Raw genomic sequence first — 19,250 nt, 5'->3', positions numbered from 1 at the left:
CCCATACAAAACAATTTCTAGAAAATAAATTGTTTCATCAAAGTTTAGTAAAAATAAGACCCAAAATATTTAATAATGCTCAATCTAATTTGGGCTCAATCCAATCTGGAATATGATCACAGCCTATCAATTGTGCATAATCAAGGCGTGGACGAATGACTGCATAACGCGTATCCTGAACCAGAACTTCCGGCACCAAAAGTCGACTATTATAAGTGCTTGCCATCACTGCGCCATAAGCCCCTGCTCCTGTTAACATCAAAACATCACCCGCTTTCAACACTGGCAAAGAACGTTCCAAGCCTAAATAATCACCAGTTTCACAGATAGGACCGACAATATCAGCATTAATCAGAGGGGCATCTATTGGTGTTTTTTTCACTGGCATTACATTTTGCCACGCATCATAAAGCGTTGGACGCATGAAATCATTCATCGCCGCATCAACAATAACAAAATTTCGTCCTTCCCCCTTTTTTAAATACACAACCGATGTCACCAACACACCGGCTTCACCAACAATACTACGCCCAGGTTCTAGGATAATATTGATCCCTAAAGGCGCAATATGTTTCTTTACCAGTGCTGCATACTCAAAAGGAGAAGGTACTGGATTCTGCTCATAACCATAAGGAATACCAAGCCCGCCCCCAATATCGATATGGGTTATCGCATAACCATTATTCCATAATTGACGCACAAAATCTGCAACAATAACAAATGCATCCTCAAACGGTTTTAAATCACAAATTTGACTGCCAATATGGAGATCAACACCACACACATGAAGACCGGGCAATTGAGCTGCTTTTTTATATGCATTACCCGCCAAAGACAGTGGAATACCAAATTTATTCTCAGACTTACCTGTTGTAATTTTCTTGTGAGTCTTAGCATCCACATCAGGATTAAGGCGTAAAGAAATACGAGCTGTTTTTGAAAGCGCAGCAGCCCGCGCCGATAATTGTTCAAGTTCTGGCTCTGATTCAACGTTAAAACAATAAATATCTTGTGCAAGAGCAAAATCTATTTCTCTCACTGTTTTACCAACACCAGAATAAACAATATTCTGCGCAGGAATACCAACAGCAAGTGCACGCCGTAATTCCCCTTCTGAGACCACATCAGCTCCCGCCCCATTGTTAGCTAAAAGTTGTAAAACTGCTTGATTGGAATTCGCTTTAACCGCATAAGCAATTAAACTCGGCATATCATGAAATACATTCTGATAATCTTTAAAATGTGCAACGATTGCGCTAGCTGAATAACAATAAAAAGGTGTTCCAACTTCCCGCGCAAGTTCCAAAAGAGAAAGACCTTCAGCGTGAAGCACACCCTGATGATAAGAAAAAAAACGCATAAAAATTCCTATTGTATTAACCGATCAAGAATAAAAGGTTTATCTGTTTTGCCTTGAGAAACAAAAGTTCCTTGTGAAGAATTCACTCCTGTTGAAGGAGGCATCTCCAATGACCCTTTACGCCCACACCCAACGACACCAAAGCCCCCAAAAAGGACAACCATCAACCCCTTTATTATAATTTTCATCTGTCCTCTTTCCTCATCTCGATTTCTTTTTTACCTTTAAAATACAATCACTCAAGCGCTCACGAGACGCTTTTTCCAATACGCAATTTGTCGAAGAACCTCTGAAGGCGCTGTTCCCCCAAAGCTTTTACGACTTTCAACAGATTTTTCAACGGTCAAAACATCAAAAAGTGTCGCATTGATATCAGGACAAATTGCTTGAAGTTCATCTAATGATAAATCATGAAGGCGACACTGTTTTTTTTCTGCCAATGCCACAGCACACCCTGTGATGTGATGTGCTTTGCGAAAAGGAATCCCTAAATTGCGTACAAGCCAATCCGCAAAATCTGTAGCTGTTGCATACCCTAAATCCGCTGCTTGTTTCATAGCTTTTTTATTCACTTTCAAATCAGCAATCATCCCTGTCATTGCTGCTAGTGATAATTCCAAACTCAAAGCCCCATCAAACACATATTCCTTATCTTCTTGCATATCCTTTGAATAAGCAAGCGGTAATCCTTTCATCACCGTTAACAATCCCATAAGTGCAGCATTCAATCGACCTGCTTTCGCTCGTACTAACTCTGCCGCATCAGGATTTCTCTTTTGTGGCATAATAGATGAACCCGTTGAAAAAGCATCTGATAAATGAATAAAACAAAACTGTTCACTTGACCAAAGAATTATTTCTTCTGCTAAACGTGAAAGATGTGTTGCACAAAGAGCGCCAGCGCTTAAAAATTCCAATGCAAAGTCACGATCTGAAACACTATCAATTGAATTGCGTGTAGGTTCCCGAAAGCCTAGCGCTTTTGCTGTCATAAAACGGTCAATTGGAAAGCCTGTCCCCGCTAAAGCAGCCGCCCCTAAAGGCGATTCATTCATTCGCTCAAGAGCATCACGCATCCGCGATAAATCTCGACCAAACATTTCAACATAAGCCATCATATAATGACCCAATGTTACAGGTTGAGCCAATTGTAAATGCGTAAAGCCTGGCATAAAGGTATCAACATGTTGTTCTGCGCGAATAAGTAATTGCTCTATCAATCCTTTTAAAGCTTGTGCTATCTTTTGCGTTGCTTCACATACCCACAAGCGAAAATCAACAGCAACTTGATCATTGCGTGAACGCGCCGTATGCAAACGCCCAGCTACAGGACCTATCAATTCGCTCAGCCGCGCTTCAATATTCATATGAATATCTTCAAGCTTTCGTGAAAAAACAAATTTACCGTCTTCAATTTCTTGGCGAATAAGTTTCAAACCATGAACAATTTTTTCATAATCTGATTGTGAAATGATTTTCGTTTGCGCTAACATAGCCACATGAGAAAGAGAACCTTCAATATCTTGTCGATAAAGTTTTTGATCAAAATCAATAGAAGCATTAATTTCTTCCATAATTGCAGCAGGAGCTGCCGCAAACCGACCACCCCACATTTGGTTCTTTAACTTCTCATCTGTCATATTCTGAAAACACCCATTCAAAGGACAAAATTATGATTTTTCAAATTTTCATCAGCGAAAAAAACAATAAAAAAAGGCAACTCTCCCTTGCATTCTTTATCATTGCATTGAGTTTATACGCAACCATAAACTACGATACCAAAAGAGAGTTTTTTCTTTTCAATTTCATTTCAGCAGCACAAGCACAAGAAATAAATACTGATAAAGCACGAGCAGAAAAAATGATGGCGATACGAAAAGCAGCAAAAGGCTTTTTTAGCCACATACGATTTGCTGATACGCCCTCAGATATGAATAAACTCTCTTTCAAGGATATTCTAGGAAAAGAGCACACACTCAGCGAATTTACTGGAAAACCAATGCTGGTCAATCTATGGGCTATTTGGTGTGCACCTTGCCGCACAGAAATGCCTGAACTTGCGCAATTAAAACGTGAATTAGGTGGAGAAAACTTTGATGTCATAGCTATTAATATCGATAAAACTGCTTCTCCTGAAAAAATTCAGCAATTTTTACAGAATATTCATTCAGATAATTTGCTTTACTATCGCGATGAAACAATGGATATTTTCAACAATGTTAGAAAACAGGGGCTCGCTTTAGGACTCCCCATTACATTACTCATTGATAAAGATGGATATCTCATTGCTTCTTTCAATGGTGCAGCTCCGTGGGCCAATGACGATGCCAAAGCACTTATAAAAGCAGTCATTAAAGAAGCCCTATAACTTTAATAACCGCGTCTTTTTAAACGTTGTATAACAAGATCCAGTGCTGACAAAAAAGCAGAACGGTCTTTACGAGAAAAAGGACGGGGACCACCTATTATACTGCCCTGTCCACGCAAATCTTCCATCAAATTGCGCATCGCCAAAGCCTGACCAATTGAATTTACATCAAAAATACGCCCCGTTGGCGAAAGACAAAAACCCCCAGCTTGCACAACCCGTGCTGCTAAAGGAATATCACTGGTAATAACGATACTTGCCTCATGCACATGTTCTACAATCCAATCATCAGCACCATTGAATTCACCAGCAACGACCACTCTTTCAATGAGTGCTTCATCTGGAAGAGACAAAGAACGATTTGCCACAACAAATGTCTTAAGCTGATAACGATTCATCACACGATAAACTTCATCTTTTACAGGACAAGCATCCGCATCAATCAACAAAGTGATAGCAGGCTTTATTGGGATATTCATACCTTGGCTTTCAAGCAATAATAAACTCTTTCATTCATCTGAATGTTGCAAATCCTTGCGATAAAACATTATCGCCGCGTTTATTTCTCCTCCCAAAATAAAAATTGCACTCAATATGTAGAGAAAAATAATAGCAACCATAATAGATGCCAACCCTGCATAGGTAGAAATATAATCAAACATCGTTAAATATTGCGCAAAAGCGATAGAAGCCATAAACCATATAAACATTGTCACCACTATTCCTGGTAAAATATCTATAATTTTCCGCCGCCCTGCTGGAAGCCATTTATGAACAATCAAAAGACTGATAAACAAAATAACGATTGCAACTGTATAACGCCATACACGAATAACAGCAATATATTCAGTCATAAAAAAAGAATGATTTTGCATAATTTTGATCAACAAAGGCGCCAGAATCAATAAAAAACTAATCACAACAAGACCAACAGCTCCAAGGATTACAAAAAACAGACTTTGAAAACGACAAAATAACAAACTCCGTCGATCAGTAACACGGTAAGCTTTATTTAAAGCCGTACGCAAAGCCTCTATCCCATTAGAAGCAAAATAAGCCGTTCCAATGACAGAAAGCGTCAACACACCTCCTCGATGAATGGTTAAAACATTGACAATTTCCTGAGATAACGGCTCTGCAATAACATCAGGCAATAACTGCACCAGTGCTTTAATTTTCTGCGGTGTATAGGTAAAAGCACCTAGAAAACGAGCAAACGATGTTCCAAAAATAAAAAAAGGGAAAAATGCTAAAAGCCCCGATAGCGCAACATGGCTTGCAAAAGCACTCCCACTATCACGCCAATAATGACTTACTGCGTCACCAAAAATACGATAGCTATACCAAAAGATATTTTTTAACAAAACTCAATACTTTCTGGTAAAACTCTTCCTCAGTCTATTTCAAGTTTTATAAAAATCATCAAAACTCTGCAAATAAACATTTTGCAATGTTGCAATATAACGGTCAATAATCAATACGGTCAAGCCCGACTTTATACCAAAACAAAAACAATAACCCACTCTATGAAGTTCTACAACGACTTCATTTTTTTGTTACTTCTACAGATCAGTAACCTCTTCTGTGCATCATATGCCCTATAGAGAACTAAGCAAGATGATCGTGCACACATAAAACCTTTTGAAGTCATGGTTATCTGTATCGAAGCAATCACCACTCTTTTTTATTGCAATCTATGACTGAATAAAGAAAAAACTTCTTATCGATTTCTAGAAAAAACCAACGAAATTCAACAACCCCCCCCCTTGCTTTTATTTACCCTTTTTTAGAAACACTCTGACGTCCAAAATCAGGAGCATCAATTTCCTGTCCAGCATCAATAATATTGCGACGTACAGCACGCGTACGTGTAAAAAAGTTAAACAGTGTCTCACCATCTCCTAAATGAATTGCCCGTTCTAAAAAAGCAAGCCCTTCACTAAAACGACCCAACATTTCTAAAATAGCATCTTTATTATGCAAACAAATATCCCGCCACATAACGGGATCAGAAGAGGCCAAACGCGTAAAATCACGAAAACCGGAAGCGGAATAAGCAATCACTTCCGAATTTGTTACTTTTTCTAAATCACTCGCTGTCCCAACAGTATTATACGCAATCAAATGGGGTAAATGTGAAACAATAGCCAAAACAAGATCATGATGCTTAGGTTCCATCTTTTCGACACGCGCACCACAAGCTTCCCAAAACGCTGTTAATTGTGCGACAGCAGCAGCATCGCTATCCGCAAAAGGCGTTAAAATACACCAACGATTCATAAATAAATCAGCAAAACCAGCATCCGGTCCTGAATATTCCGTTCCAGCAATTGGATGCCCTGGAATAAAATGAACCGTTTTTGGCAATAAAGGTGCCATTTCCGCAATAACCAACGCTTTCGTAGAACCAACATCACTCACAATCGCTCCAAGTTTTAAATGATCACGAATGGTTTTTGCCACTTCTGCACTAGCCCCAACAGGAACAGAAAGAATAACCAAATCTGCTCCTTCAACAGCTTTTGCATTATCTGTCGTATAAAAGTCCCCAAGCTCCAATTCACGCGCTCTTTTCAGGGTTTCTGGACGACGTGTTGCAATAGAAATCTGAGCCGTAAGATTTTTCTTTTTAATCACTCTTGCTAAAGAAGACCCAATCAGACCGATCCCAATGAGTGCTATTTTTTCAAACTGGATATGGAGCATCTTTCACCTTCAAAGATTCTTTGCAAATGGCAATAAAGACAATTGTAAAATCACAATTTTCTTGTTTGTTTGTTCAAGAGTTATGCGTAAAACATTAAAAAATGACAACTAGGGAATAAAGAATAACGCAGTTTACCAATTATCACCTGCGCAAGCTGACAACAGATCACTTTACCTAGAAAACACATAAAAAATAAATGACGAGAAATCTAAAATCACGCTCTAAAACTCCCTCTTAATTACTGATCAAAGCGCATCACCGAAACAAAATAAAATGCACTCTCAATTAGGATAACAACGACTCTACATAAAATCCCATCAGTTTACTTTATCTTACTAATTTACTCACAAAAAACACATCAAAAGCGTAAGCAGACACTAACTCTTCTCCAATTATCCCGATACGTTCATTAATTTGTACATTAGACCTATATAAAAACGTATTACGCCTCCACCTACAACATCAACATAAGTTTCGCGAATATTGAAAACACCGTAAAACAACGCATACCAAAATATACCATTAAAAACATTTTCCTCTCCCGATTCCGGATACCGTAAATCAAATAAATATGAGAAAAACACGCCCTCTCAATAAAGAAAAAGTTTGATAACAAAAACACCGAATATCCCTTTAATGGAATCACACCCCTTACGTAAAACAGAACGCCCTCAACAGAATAAATTTGGATTACAAATTCATGGGTTTGTTTCAAAAGGCATCTCGCTCCCTAGCCTATCTCACGACAGTGTTCGTAAATGTTATAACTATAAATCTATTAAGCACGACCCTCTTCACACTTAATAAAACACTATCATTATATTTTCCTACCCCCAATGTTGCAAAAAACCTTGGAATTTGAGAGCATTCATAAGAGGCATTTTTAGTGCTTTCTTGTACAGCTTTTATCCACACGCCCCCCACTTATGACGTGCAAAAGACATTGTTCTGATTGATTTAATATGAAAAATAATAAATTATTAATAATAAACAATGGCTAGCTCTGTTTATGAGACACATTCATTGCTAAGATAATCATCTCTGTATCAAACATAAAAGTTTCCCCATAAGTGCTGTCGTTTTCATCATAATCTATTTTGACCTTCTCCTCATCCCACGAAGATTCTTAATTCATACAGATCTGCACACCATTCACTTTCTTGTCTAAAAGATTCCTCTAGCTCACTATTTTATGTGATTCAATTAATCTATAATATATTGATTTATAAAAATAACAATTTTTTTCAATTTGAATTATAACTTCGAATACTGTAAAATTCTTCCATCACAAACCCTCTTATCAATTAAAATCTCTTGTCTACACGTCACAAGAAGACACGTGAGAAAAAATGATGAAAAACGCTCTCTAATGCTAAAAACTGTAGCAACATTAGAGGCTAGCAAAGTATATAATGAGTGTCGACTTTCACTTTTATTAAGCGTAAAGATAGAGTGGCTCTATGGGTTTTATATTCTTCACAAGGAACTTTACTTCTACACCATTCATAAACACCGCCGCGAAATAGATATGACGCGCATTGAAAAATATTTCTAAGAAAGCGTATGAATCTACCATACAAGTGTCTTCTGTTGTTTGAGATACTCTGTTTTACATGGGGATGTTACTCCATTAAGACTCTATGAACCAACCTAATATTCACCAAATACCCACACAAAAAAACATCGAACACATAAAATTTGATATGAGCCTCGTATCACTACTCTAAAAAACAGTATTTTACGACACAACAAAATAATAAAACTGTTTCAAAATGGCCTTTTGAAAATAAACTATTTCTTTTGAAGAAAAATTTCTATCAAGCTTTCAAGCTCCTAAAATGCATCCTCAAAAATACAAGTTCTACCAACCTCTACTTGATAGCATAACAGTTTTAATTGCTGAAAATACCTCTGTGGTATACCAAAAATAAAAAATCATTATATTTCTAGGCTGTTAAGCTGCCATCTGGCGTCGTGCAATAATTGTAAGCCCTAACAAAACTTGACGAATGATAGCTTCGCCCAAAAGTGGATTTTTACGACTGTCTAAAACAGCACTCTGAATTCTTTCCATTGCATAAGAAATTTGTTCTAACTTCCAATATTTTAAAGCTTGTTCAACGATCTTTTTCCGTTGAAAAAAAATGGGAGGGCGTGCCTGAGAAACCACCGTAAAAGGTGAATTTCCTTCAACCTCTACCTGATAACGCAATAGCTGTAATTGCTGAAAATGCCTTTGAGCTGTACTCAAAATTAAAAAAAGTGCCCCCTGCACTGCTGCATGTCGGTTAAAATGCGCTTCAAAGCCTGATATATCGCCCAATAAAAGAGCATCAATGACTTCATCTTGAGAAAGAGCACTGACATCGCTTACAACAGCTTTCACATCTTCAAGAGTAATATGAACATTTGCAGGGTAAAGACAAAGCTTTTCTAATTCACTGCGTGATACAAGGCGATCCGCCCCTAAACATTCATGCAACCATCTACGTGCATCTAAAGAAAGAGTCTTCTTAAACTGTCCTAAAACCTCATCAATCAAACCGTCAAGAGACCGCATATCATCGGCAAAACAGGGCAAAGCCATCGCTTTTGATGCTGTTTCAATAGCATTGCGCAACCCTGTTCCTTTTTTTAAATCCCCTGCCTCAATGAGAATAAAACAAGCTTCTGGTGGTTTCTCAATTAAAAGTTTTAAGGCAGCAAGAAAACCTTTTTGGTTAGCAGCATTAGAGATCCATATCAAACGATCTCCCCCAAAAAGAGATAACGTACGCGCTTCATTTTCTAAACGTGCAGGATCTTTATCAATTTCAGCAGCATCCAAACGAATTGTCGAAAATGGATCTTCTATTGCTACCCGTGTAAGTTTTGCAAAACATTGTGCACGCTCACAAATAAGACCACGATCTGGCCCATAAATGAGAACAATAGGAAAAGCACGTGAAAAACGCATTAGAAACTGATCAACTTCATGTGCTTTTTTCTGAGCCACACTATTAATCCATTAATAGTTCATCATCATCAAGAACTTCCCCACGAACTTTCTGAAACATGCCAATTAAATCATTGACATCCAAGCCCTTCCGCTCTTCATGACAGACATCCAAAATCACTTTTCCACCATGCAACATCAAGGTACGATCGCCATAATCAAGAGCTTGACGCATAGAATGAGTCACCATGATAGTTGTTAATTTTTTCTCTTCAACGATTTTTTCAGTCAACCGCATCACAAAATCAGCCATTCCAGGATCAAGCGCTGAGGTATGTTCATCAAGCAATAAAACATCCGCATGTGCTAATGTTGCCATCACAAGACAAACTGCTTGGCGTTGCCCACCTGATAAACTATCCATAGGATTATGAATATATGTTTCAAGACCAATGCCTAATTGAGCAATTTTCTCTCGAAAAAATTGCCGTTTCTCATGATTTAAAGCCGCACGCAAACCACGACGACTTCCTCGAAGAGCAGCAAGAGCCAAATTTTCTTCAATTGTTAAAGAACCACAACTTCCCTCTAACGAATCTTGAAAAACACAAGCAATCTTTCCAGCGCGTTCACTGACTGATTGCCTAGAAACATTTTGTCCATTGATAACCACTTTCCCCGTTGAGGGAAGCGTTGCACCCGCTAAAACACTAAGCAACGTTGATTTACCAGCACCATTTGAACCAATAACCGTAACAAAACTACCCTGATCAATTTTCAGGTTAATATCAATTAAAGCCTGTTTTTCCAGAGGTGTTTGCGGTTTAAATGTGACCCCAACATGAAAAAACTCAATCACGTTTATGCCTCCTCCAATAGCGTGGCACAATAAGGGTTAAAACAACCAACAGCGAAGTAATCAACTGAAGATCTGTCGACGTATCAATGCCTATGCCATTTGCTTCAAATGCAAATTGCACCGCCACACGATAAAGCACAGACCCTACAATACAGCTGATTATAATCCAAAAAATATTGCGCGTACGAAAGAGAGTTTCACCGATAATCACGGCTGCCAACCCAAAAACAATTGTTCCAATTCCACCGGTAATATCTGTTGCAATCGCAGTTTGAATATAAAGAGAACCACCAAGTGCCACACACGCATTGGAAAGCCCCATTCCAAAATATATCAATGCTGATGTATGGACACCTTGCGCCGTCGCCATGCGTGGATTAGCGCCCATTGCACGCATAGCAAGACCAATTTCACTTTCCAAAAAGCGCCAAATCAAAAACGCCATAACGAGCAACACAATACCAACGAAAAGAGGACGCACAAAAATATCAGACAAACCAAACAGATTATAAAAGGGCGTTAACGCCGTATCAGCAAGAGCTAAATTAACATTAGACCCTCCCATAATTCCCATAATACGAAGATTAACCGTATAGAGTGCTGACATTGTTAAAATAGAAGCTAAAAGATTCAAAATGCCAAAACGCAAATTCAATAGAGCTGTTAATAAACCAGCCACCATACCTGCACAAAAAGCGCATGCCATAGCTGTCCATGCATTGAAACCCAAGAGAATCAAAACACCACAGACACAGGAACCAAGAAGAAACGATCCATCAACTGTTAAATCAGGAAAATCTAAAACCCGAAATGAAAGATAAACCCCTATAGCAACAAACGCATAAATAAGGCCTAATTCCACAGCACCAGAAAACGCAAATATATTCATGTAAAGACAATCCCCATGAAAACTTAACGTATTTTTATTGTATCAACACTCTATCAATAAAAGTTATTGAATCACTTTTGTTGCACGGTCAATAACTGCCTGCGGAATAACAATCCCTGCTTTTTGGGCTGCTTTCAAATCAATTCGAATGTCATTATTAGCCGCCTGCACAACATCAATATCACCAGGCTTTTCACCCTTTAGAATACGCACAACCAATTTCCCAGCATCAACCCCTACATCATAGAAATTCACACCTTGCGTCATAAAAGGCCCACGCCCGATAGTATTAGCATCAACAGTAAATACAGGCATATTGGCTTCCTCTGAGACCTTTATTGCACCTTCTAAAACAGATAAAATCGTATTATCAGCAGGAACAAAAATAATATCGACCTTACCGATTAAAGCGCGTGTTGCTGCCTGAACATCTGAAGGCTTTGGTGCCGATGAGGGAATAATTTCAATTCCAGCTTTTTTTGCTACATCCTTTAACGTTTTAAGTGTCGAAACAGAATTTGCCTCAGAAGCATTATAAAGATAACCAATTTTTTTCAAATCTGGTTTTACTTCTTGTAAAAGTCTAACACTTTCTGCAACATCTATACGATCAGAACTCCCCGTCATATTACCGCCAGGTTTGGTAAGCGAAGAAACTATTTTAGCTCCGATAGGATCAGAAATTGCTGCAAAGACGATAGGAATTGTTTTTGTTGCCGCAAGCATCGTTTGTGCTGAAGGCGTGGTAATTGCTACAATAACATCGGGTTTATCACCAACAAATTTACGCGCAATTTGCGTTGCTGTTGAAATATTACCCTGCGCTGATAAAAAGGTAAGTTGAAAATTTTCACCTTGCTTATAACCATTTGCTGCAAGCACATCTTCCACACCTTTACGAACAGCATCCGCAGCAGGATGGACCATAATTTGCGTTATTGCAACTTTAACGTGTTTAACTTGGTCATCGGCCTTTGCAACACTGTTCATCATAAAAACAGTTGCAATGATAATCCCTAATATATTTATTCTCTTCAACATTATATTCCACCCCTCTCCATGCAAAAATTAAAAAAGGAATAATTTATGACTGAAGAATTTTCTAAAATCAATCTTTATTTCATTTTATCGAAACATGGACAAAATAAATCAAACTAAAATGATATTTTTTTGTTGCAATTCATAGAAGCCTACGCCATACAGACAAGACATATATCGAATCGGTAAGCGGGTGTAGCTCAGGGGTAGAGCACAACCTTGCCAAGGTTGGGGTCGTGGGTTCGAATCCCATCGCCCGCTCCATTGAATTTTGTATTTATTCGTTCTTGTGTGGAGTTATAGCTTGTCATCGGTTGTTGTAGCTGTATGTATGTAGCTTGCCAGCAGGTTTTATATATATATTTCCACTGTAGCTTGCCAGCAGGTTTTGTATGTTTTGCCACTAGGTTTTGTACCAATTTATTTTTTTCAAAGAGTTTTTAAGGGGTTCTCAAAGGGTCTTCAAAGACCTTTCAAAGATCATTTAAAGGTCTTTTATGTGTATTGTTACTTTTTCTATATCGCAGTCGATGATGAAAAATCTCTCACGCTAATTGTAATTATTTTCAAACGAAATAAACTGTTTTCACCTATTATTTAGAGTAAATTAAGTTTTTGGGATTTCTGGCACATCATTTGAAAGACAAAAGAAATGTTCCCTTGTACTTGTGCAAACAGCGTGGACATCATTTGATAATCCTCTTTCTTGAACAAATTCTTATCCAGAATAATCTTCAATACAAAAATAAATTAATAACTTGGTTCATAAAGATAATTTATAATTATTCATATTGAGCAAGCGTCTAAAATATCATAGGATTATCTCATTTCAAATCTCTATACATTAAAATCACTCACAATCATCTGCTCACGCATAACAGGAAAAATTGAGGCATCAATAAAATTCACTTGAAGAAAGGAATAAAAACTCTTCTTCTGAAAACTCTGAAATACCAAAGATTATCGCAAAATTGGGAGCTAAAATAGTATAGAGGAGTACCCCTTTCACCTTGAAAACGTAAAAATGGGGAGCATAATAGCTTTATACACTTCATAGAGGCTTTAGACCATTCACGAACGTTATTATAAAATGGATATGACACACTTTGAGAGAAATCTCTTTAAAATAGACATGTGAATTAACAATATAAATGCATTCTATTTTACATGAGGAGCATAACTTCAAATCAAGATAAGGTAACATAAAGTATTGAAACCGTCATAGCGCACAATAAAATCAGACCATTTTAAATGTTTAATGGTAACCTCTGCTAAACAACAGAATGAAAATTCAATTTTGAAAAGATTAAACCATATGCTACAGGTCTATTGAAACTCCGATTGTGCAATCGACTACCTTCTCGCTAAAACTTAATCACTATAAATATAAAAACCTTAAAGTCCGCTCTAAATTCGTAAAAGTTTCTAGATCTTGCTGTATTAAATGTTGAAACTCCTCATGGCTACTCATCTGAAACGCCAATAATTTCACAAAGCAGTTCCATAAAAAAGGATAATGACGTTGTAATATCCGAAAAAAATTTACCACATCACCTGAAAGATCATTGATAATTTCATCAGGAAGTATCAATTTCTATTTAGAAAACCCTATCCATGCCGACAAAAACTATATAAATGTTAGATATATAATAATTTTGATGACGATTTTGGCTCATCCTGTTTTACCACCAATATAAGAAACAGCGAATATAGTGGATCCGCCAGCTTTAATATCGCCTTGTAAAAGGTCTTTCCCTCTACTCTTTTTGCTATCAAATCCTGATTTTACAATTCCTTGCTCTCTTTTTTATACTCAAAATTGCCTCTGAAACAGGATAGATTAATCGTAAAAAATATATAAAAGAAACAAATTATAACATTTTTTCTTATCTTTCTTAATACAAAATAACTGTTAAGCTACAATGCGCTAACACTTATCAGTCACAAGTCCAAAACATCATATAATGACGAAACAAATTCATAGAGTGAAGATTTTTCACTATCAACCGTTGTATTAATCTTTCCATAATGCATAAAAATGATGAAGCGGCCCTCGCCCTTTCCCTACTTTTAAAGCATCTGAGGCAGTTAAAGCGCCATGCAAATAATCTTTTGCTTGTTTAACAGCGCAATCCAAAGGTTGAGTAGGTAACAGAGCTGCAATGGCAGCAGAAATGGTACACCCTGTCCCATGATCATGAGTGGTTGAAAGACGAGAAGCTTCAAGTATAAAAAGGTTTTCACAATCACAATAAAGATCTGGACTAGAACAATCGTAATTTTCTGTACTATTTTTGGTAAGCGTATTCAAATGTCCCCCTTTTAACAAAACTGCATGACACCCTAGCGCCAAGAGTCGTGGAGCATATTGATACATAGTCTCTAAAGACCATTGCACTTCACATCCCAATAACAATGCAGCTTCAGGCAAATTTGGCGTGATCAAAGTTGACATCGGCACAAGAACATCACGCATAATTTCAATTGCATCAGACTTTAAAAGAACATCACCACTTTTTGCAACCATAACCGGATCAAAAACAATGAAACGCGCTTTATGATAAGCAAGACGTTCTGCAATAACCTGTGCAATCTGAGCATTTGCAACCATACCAATTTTAACGGCATCAACATGGATATCCTCAAAAACAGAATCAATTTGATCTGCAACAAAAGAAGCATCTAATGCCTGAAAAGAACGCACACCCTGAGTATTTTGTGCAACAACAGCTGTAACCACACTCATACCATAAGTTTTCATAGCTGAAAAAACCTTCAAATCCGCCTGCATTCCAGCGCCACCAGAAGGATCTGTTCCCGCAATAGATAAAATCCGTGGAATAAAAAGTTTATCTTTTTGTAATTCCATTAACCTCTTTCCTTCTGTTTTTAAATATCGGAAAATGAGTTACCGAAAAAATAGATGCTTGAGAAAACATAAAGAAGATGTTTTCTCATGTGAATTATATTATATATGAAGTCTTCTTATAGATATAAAATGGAAAATGTAGTGCTTATCCTTCGTTCTATTCTTTTTACGTTCGCTTTTTATACAACAACTTTCATACAAATGATTCTTTACGCTCCCGTTTATTTTTTAATGCCCCGCAAAAAGGCATGGATTGTCCCTAAAACATGGGCACGCGTTACACTCTTTTTGCAAAAATACATCGCAGGCACAAGTTATGAGATTGAAGGTTTAGAAAATCTTCCCAAAGGACCCTATATCATTGCTCCAAAGCATCAATCGGCTTGGGAAACTTTCAGTCTTGTTCCTTATTTTGATGATCCCACTCTCATTTTAAAACGTGAATTGATGTGGATTCCATTGTTTGGCTGGTATATGGCAAAAACGCAAATTATCCCCATTAACCGCACAACACCCATCAAAGCCTTAAAAATGATTATACAAAAAGCAAAAGAGAAAGTAAAACAAGGGCGCCAAATCTTGATTTTTCCCGAAGGAACACGCCGACAACCCGGTCAAGAACCAGATTATAAGTCAGGAATTGTCGCGCTCTATAATGAATTAGGACTTCAAGTTGTCCCTATTGCACACAATGCGGGTTTATATTGGCCACGCAATAATTTTCGCCGCTATCCCGGAACAATTCGTGTCCGTATTCTTCCCCCGATAGAAGCGGGTTTAAGCAAACGTGATTTTCTAGATCAACTTGTCCAAAAAACTGAAAAAGCGTGTGATGAACTGCTTCTCTTAGCAGCTCAAGATCCTACCCCTCCTCCTATGCCACCATACGCTGTTCAGAAACTTCAAAAACTAAATCATCATGAAACAATGCACTGATTGATAAGAATAATGCATAACTTTGTATATTGAGCGGAGTATAGGGAACAAAAATATAAGAAAGATACTTCAAACTTTCTAATTCAAAATTGTAAAACACTTGTACATGATAAGAAATGATCAATGTGTAAATTTTTTTGAAAAAGAATTCTTCCTCTCTTTAAAATTATTTAAATAACATACATCTCATTGATTTATAAGGATGTTTTAGCGTTATTCAACTTGAATGAGAACCCTGAATACCGTAAGATTTTCTCATTTCAAATCTATTCTAGGTTGAATCAATTAGAATCATTTTCTTACACATTACAAGCGGGGATATCTGTGTGAATAAAACGATACAAGAAAAGATTAAAATGCTTTTTACGAACCGTCTCAAGTGCCAAGGGCTATCCTAACAGGAGAGCAAGAAAAATGCATGATTATGCAGATTCATTCCTTTCTGAGAAATTCAATCCCTCCAAGAACCTGAAATCTTGTACAATCTTCATTATTTAAAAAGTATTTCTTGAGATACTTAAGTCATCAAACCAAATTCAAGGGGAAAATAAAATGAGAATTGGTTTTTATCCCACAGACACAACGGATACAGCAATTAACCATCTTTCCTTCCTATCCTAGACTTAAATACTTTGTGTGCTACATTAAAATAATTCTAAATAACGAATAAGAGGGAACTAGATTTAAATTAATGCGACGTCTCTTCTATACTTTATTTTTTTCTGTGATTTTGAGTTTATCCAGCGCTGTTGCTCTAGCGCAGCCTTTTATTTCTGTTGATGTTACAACGAGGCGAATCTTAAAACATAATCAAGCTTTTGAGCGTTGGTATCCTGCTTCCTTGACAAAATTAATGACCGCTTATGTTATTTTTCGTGCCATGAGCCGAGGGGAAGTTTCACCAAACAAACATATCACCATCAGCGAATACGCCGCAAAAGCTCCCTCATATCGTTCAGGCTATAAAGCTGGTTCTGTACTCACACTTGATACAGCCTTAAGTATCACCATGGTTAAATCTACCAATGATTTAGCCATTGCCATGAGTGAAGCTGTTGCGGGTTCACAGAAAGATTTTGTACGTAAAATGAATAGCGAAGCTAAACGTTTAGGCATGTTTGGCACCCATTTTGCGAACGCAAGTGGTTTACCAGATCCTCAAAACTACTCCACGGCACGCGATATTGCTCTTTTAGCCGTTCAAATACGTCGAGAATTTCCACAATATGCTCATTATTTTTCTATTCCAGCCATTGATTTTGGTAATAATCGAAAAATCCAACATAACTCAAACAACCTCATTGGCCGTTTTTATGGGATAGACGGTATGAAAACAGGCTTTATTTGTGCCTCTGGTTTTAATCTTGTTGCCTCAGCCACCCGCAATAAACGTACAATTATTGCTGTCATTCTAGGTGCTAACAACATAAGTGAAAGAGAAGAAAAAGCTGCACAACTTCTTGAAATAGGATTTTTGCACCAAGGAAGCCCCCAATTAACACTAGCAACATTAAAACCTTATGGGAGCAACATAACACAAGCCAACAATATGAGACAACAAACATGCACACCTGAAGCCATAAAAATGCATGCAAATTCATATGATGATCAAGGAAATATTATTCTCACCTCACCTTTTATCACTGCTCCACCTTCTTTTTCTCATCCTTTATCAGTACACCTCATTCGTACGCCACAAACACCTAAAATGACAGTAAAACCACTAAGAAAACCCTATATTCCGTATAAAAGGCACGCAAACCATTCTATAAAAAGCCATAAATCATAATCTACATTAATTATAATACTTTGATTTATAATGATAATTAATTATTTTGTACCTTATGTCAAAACCACAAGTATTGTAAGATTCTCTCATTTCAAATCTGTATTTATTGAATCAATAAAACCAGTCTCTTGCGCGCCACAAGGTGGATGAACATGTAGATAAAATAATTAAAACAAGGAATAAAAATCCTTCCTATAAGTCCTTTCAAGAACCAAAAATTATCATAACATTGACGCTAAAAGTGTATAATATACCCACGTGCACCTACCTTTATAAGCGTAAAGATAGTGGTACAATGGATCTCATGAGGGATTAACCATTACATCCCTCACGGACATCATTATAAATTGGTTAGACATACTGAGATATATTTTTTAAAAACAAAACTATGATTGATGATTAACATGAAAATAAAGCGCATCCCTCTCACGCTTATTACGGGTTTTTTAGGCTCTGGCAAAACAACTTTGCTCAACCGTATGCTACAAGACCCTCTTCTAACAGAATGTGCTGTTATCATCAATGAATTCGGCGAAATCAGTATTGACCACCTTCTGGTTGAAAAAACGACAGAAGGAATTATTGAGCTTGCCAATGGTTGCTTATGCTGTAATTTACGCAGTGATCTCATCGACACATTAATTGATTTAATAAATCGCGTTCAGGCAGGACAGATCAAACAACTCCATCATATTATCATTGAAACCACAGGGATGGCTGATCCCGCCCCTATTTTACAAATACTTTTAAGCCACCCATTGTTTATTCAAACATTGTCCATAAATGCTGTTCTTGCAACATTTGATACATTAAGTCCACTTTCCATATGTAAGCGCTATCCTGAAATATATAAACAATTAATATTTGCTGATAAAATCATTCTCACCAAAACAGATCTTAGAGACCCACAAACGCTTTCAGATGCACTCCTTAGCACACTTAAAACAATGAATCCTACAGCACAAATCATTGACGCCCATTCTAAAGATTTCTGTTCAAATCTATTAATAAATAACACATTATGGGATGAAAAAGTAGAAAATACAAAACTTAAACAAAATCTTACGACTACCCCACATGATCATACCCCCCATAAAACCATTCGTACCTTTTCACTAAACTGTGAGGGTCCTGTTGATTACGCCACAATTGAAGCTTTTTTAGATCTCCTACAAGAGCGTTATGGTACAAAATTATTACGTATTAAAGCAATTATCGCATTGCGTGATGACCCTTATCGCCCACTTGTATTACATGGCGTACAAACATTTTTTCATCCTCCCATAAGATTACCAGCATGGCCAAAAGGAATAAAACAAACACGTTTCGTCATCATTGCCGATGGTGTTGAAAAAGACGCAATACAAAAGCTTCTCAATGCTTTTTTTAATAAACCAGCAATAGATACTGCAGACAAAACAGCTCTCTTAGAAAATCCTCTAGTCATTCCAGGAATAAAATTTTAATTTTTTCTCCCCTTCAATGATATAACATTAAATT

General features: G+C 37.1%; 15 protein-coding genes and 1 tRNA gene. 5 read left to right on the top strand and 11 right to left on the bottom strand.

What is annotated here, in order from left to right; translation table 11 throughout:
* Positions 1 to 79: 79 nt before the first annotated feature.
* The 3 genes from lysA to argH are packed head-to-tail and all read right to left on the bottom strand — an operon-like array spanning position 80 to position 3,000.
* Positions 80 to 1,360 (bottom strand): diaminopimelate decarboxylase, encoded by a 1,281-nt coding sequence (gene lysA / locus ACFINM_RS01695; RefSeq protein ID WP_375639931.1) that lies wholly within the window; start codon positions 1,358 to 1,360, stop codon positions 80 to 82.
* Positions 1,361 to 1,368: 8 nt separating this feature from the next.
* The gene (locus tag ACFINM_RS01690) at positions 1,369 to 1,548 is read right to left on the bottom strand and encodes an LPS translocon maturation chaperone LptM (protein ID WP_375620931.1); all 180 of its coding nucleotides are present in this window, start codon (positions 1,546 to 1,548) and stop codon (positions 1,369 to 1,371) included.
* A 51-nt stretch (positions 1,549 to 1,599) separates the two neighbouring features.
* The gene (argH, locus tag ACFINM_RS01685) at positions 1,600 to 3,000 is read right to left on the bottom strand and encodes an argininosuccinate lyase (protein WP_375620930.1); all 1,401 of its coding nucleotides are present in this window, start codon (positions 2,998 to 3,000) and stop codon (positions 1,600 to 1,602) included.
* Between the two features lie 32 nt (positions 3,001 to 3,032).
* Here argH and ACFINM_RS01680 point away from each other — a divergent pair, with 32 nt between their 5' ends.
* Positions 3,033 to 3,728: a TlpA disulfide reductase family protein gene (locus ACFINM_RS01680; RefSeq protein ID WP_375620929.1), complete on the top strand. Its 696-nt coding sequence runs from the start codon at positions 3,033 to 3,035 to the stop codon at positions 3,726 to 3,728.
* Between the two features lie 2 nt (positions 3,729 to 3,730).
* Here ACFINM_RS01680 and ACFINM_RS01675 read toward each other — a convergent pair whose 3' ends face one another.
* The 7 genes from ACFINM_RS01675 to ACFINM_RS01645 form a co-directional block, all read right to left on the bottom strand.
* The gene (locus ACFINM_RS01675; RefSeq protein ID WP_273790302.1) at positions 3,731 to 4,207 is read right to left on the bottom strand and encodes a YaiI/YqxD family protein; all 477 of its coding nucleotides are present in this window, start codon (positions 4,205 to 4,207) and stop codon (positions 3,731 to 3,733) included.
* 30 nt (positions 4,208 to 4,237) lie between these two features.
* A complete protein-coding gene (locus ACFINM_RS01670) occupies positions 4,238 to 5,092 on the bottom strand; it encodes a YihY/virulence factor BrkB family protein (protein WP_375612213.1) in 855 nt (284 codons plus the stop codon).
* A 412-nt stretch (positions 5,093 to 5,504) separates the two neighbouring features.
* Positions 5,505 to 6,434 carry a prephenate/arogenate dehydrogenase family protein gene (locus ACFINM_RS01665; protein ID WP_375620927.1) on the bottom strand — a complete coding sequence of 310 codons (930 nt, stop codon included), beginning with the start codon at positions 6,432 to 6,434 and terminating at the stop codon, positions 5,505 to 5,507.
* A 1,955-nt stretch (positions 6,435 to 8,389) separates the two neighbouring features.
* Complete coding sequence (holA, locus tag ACFINM_RS01660) at positions 8,390 to 9,430, bottom strand: DNA polymerase III subunit delta (protein ID WP_375639927.1); 1,041 nt, start codon at positions 9,428 to 9,430, stop codon at positions 8,390 to 8,392.
* Between the two features lie 4 nt (positions 9,431 to 9,434).
* The gene (locus tag ACFINM_RS01655; protein ID WP_375620925.1) at positions 9,435 to 10,229 is read right to left on the bottom strand and encodes an ABC transporter ATP-binding protein; all 795 of its coding nucleotides are present in this window, start codon (positions 10,227 to 10,229) and stop codon (positions 9,435 to 9,437) included.
* Positions 10,222 to 11,118, bottom strand: coding sequence for an ABC transporter permease (locus tag ACFINM_RS01650; RefSeq protein WP_375639923.1), 897 nt, complete (start codon positions 11,116 to 11,118; stop codon positions 10,222 to 10,224). The genes ACFINM_RS01655 and ACFINM_RS01650 overlap by 8 nt, the downstream gene beginning before the upstream one ends.
* A 63-nt stretch (positions 11,119 to 11,181) precedes the next feature.
* A complete protein-coding gene (locus ACFINM_RS01645) occupies positions 11,182 to 12,159 on the bottom strand; it encodes an ABC transporter substrate-binding protein (protein ID WP_273790096.1) in 978 nt (325 codons plus the stop codon).
* Positions 12,160 to 12,345: 186 nt separating this feature from the next.
* Here ACFINM_RS01645 and ACFINM_RS01640 point away from each other — a divergent pair.
* Positions 12,346 to 12,420 (top strand) — tRNA-Gly (locus ACFINM_RS01640).
* A gap of 1,750 nt (positions 12,421 to 14,170) precedes the next feature.
* On the opposite strand, the gene thiD is transcribed toward ACFINM_RS01640, so the two are convergent.
* On the bottom strand, positions 14,171 to 15,025 hold the full coding sequence (gene thiD / locus ACFINM_RS01635) for a bifunctional hydroxymethylpyrimidine kinase/phosphomethylpyrimidine kinase (RefSeq protein WP_375620922.1): 855 nt from the start codon (positions 15,023 to 15,025) through the stop codon (positions 14,171 to 14,173).
* Between the two features lie 129 nt (positions 15,026 to 15,154).
* On the opposite strand from thiD, the gene ACFINM_RS01630 reads away from it, so the two are divergent.
* The 3 genes from ACFINM_RS01630 to ACFINM_RS01620 all read left to right on the top strand — a co-directional run bounded on the left by ACFINM_RS01630 (position 15,155) and on the right by ACFINM_RS01620 (position 19,216).
* Positions 15,155 to 15,961 (top strand): 1-acyl-sn-glycerol-3-phosphate acyltransferase, encoded by an 807-nt coding sequence (locus ACFINM_RS01630; protein ID WP_273790137.1) that lies wholly within the window; start codon positions 15,155 to 15,157, stop codon positions 15,959 to 15,961.
* Positions 15,962 to 16,652: 691 nt separating this feature from the next.
* Positions 16,653 to 17,750, top strand: coding sequence for a D-alanyl-D-alanine carboxypeptidase family protein (locus ACFINM_RS01625; protein ID WP_375639919.1), 1,098 nt, complete (start codon positions 16,653 to 16,655; stop codon positions 17,748 to 17,750).
* A gap of 404 nt (positions 17,751 to 18,154) precedes the next feature.
* Positions 18,155 to 19,216, top strand: coding sequence for a CobW family GTP-binding protein (locus ACFINM_RS01620; RefSeq protein WP_375639914.1), 1,062 nt, complete (start codon positions 18,155 to 18,157; stop codon positions 19,214 to 19,216).
* Positions 19,217 to 19,250 lie beyond the last annotated feature (34 nt).

The organism is Bartonella sp. AA168HLJHH, from assembly GCF_042197365.1.
In the GTDB taxonomy this organism is placed as follows: domain Bacteria; phylum Pseudomonadota; class Alphaproteobacteria; order Rhizobiales; family Rhizobiaceae; genus Bartonella.
Note: the sequence above shows the minus strand (reverse complement) of the source record. Positions and strands in the feature narration are given on the sequence as shown.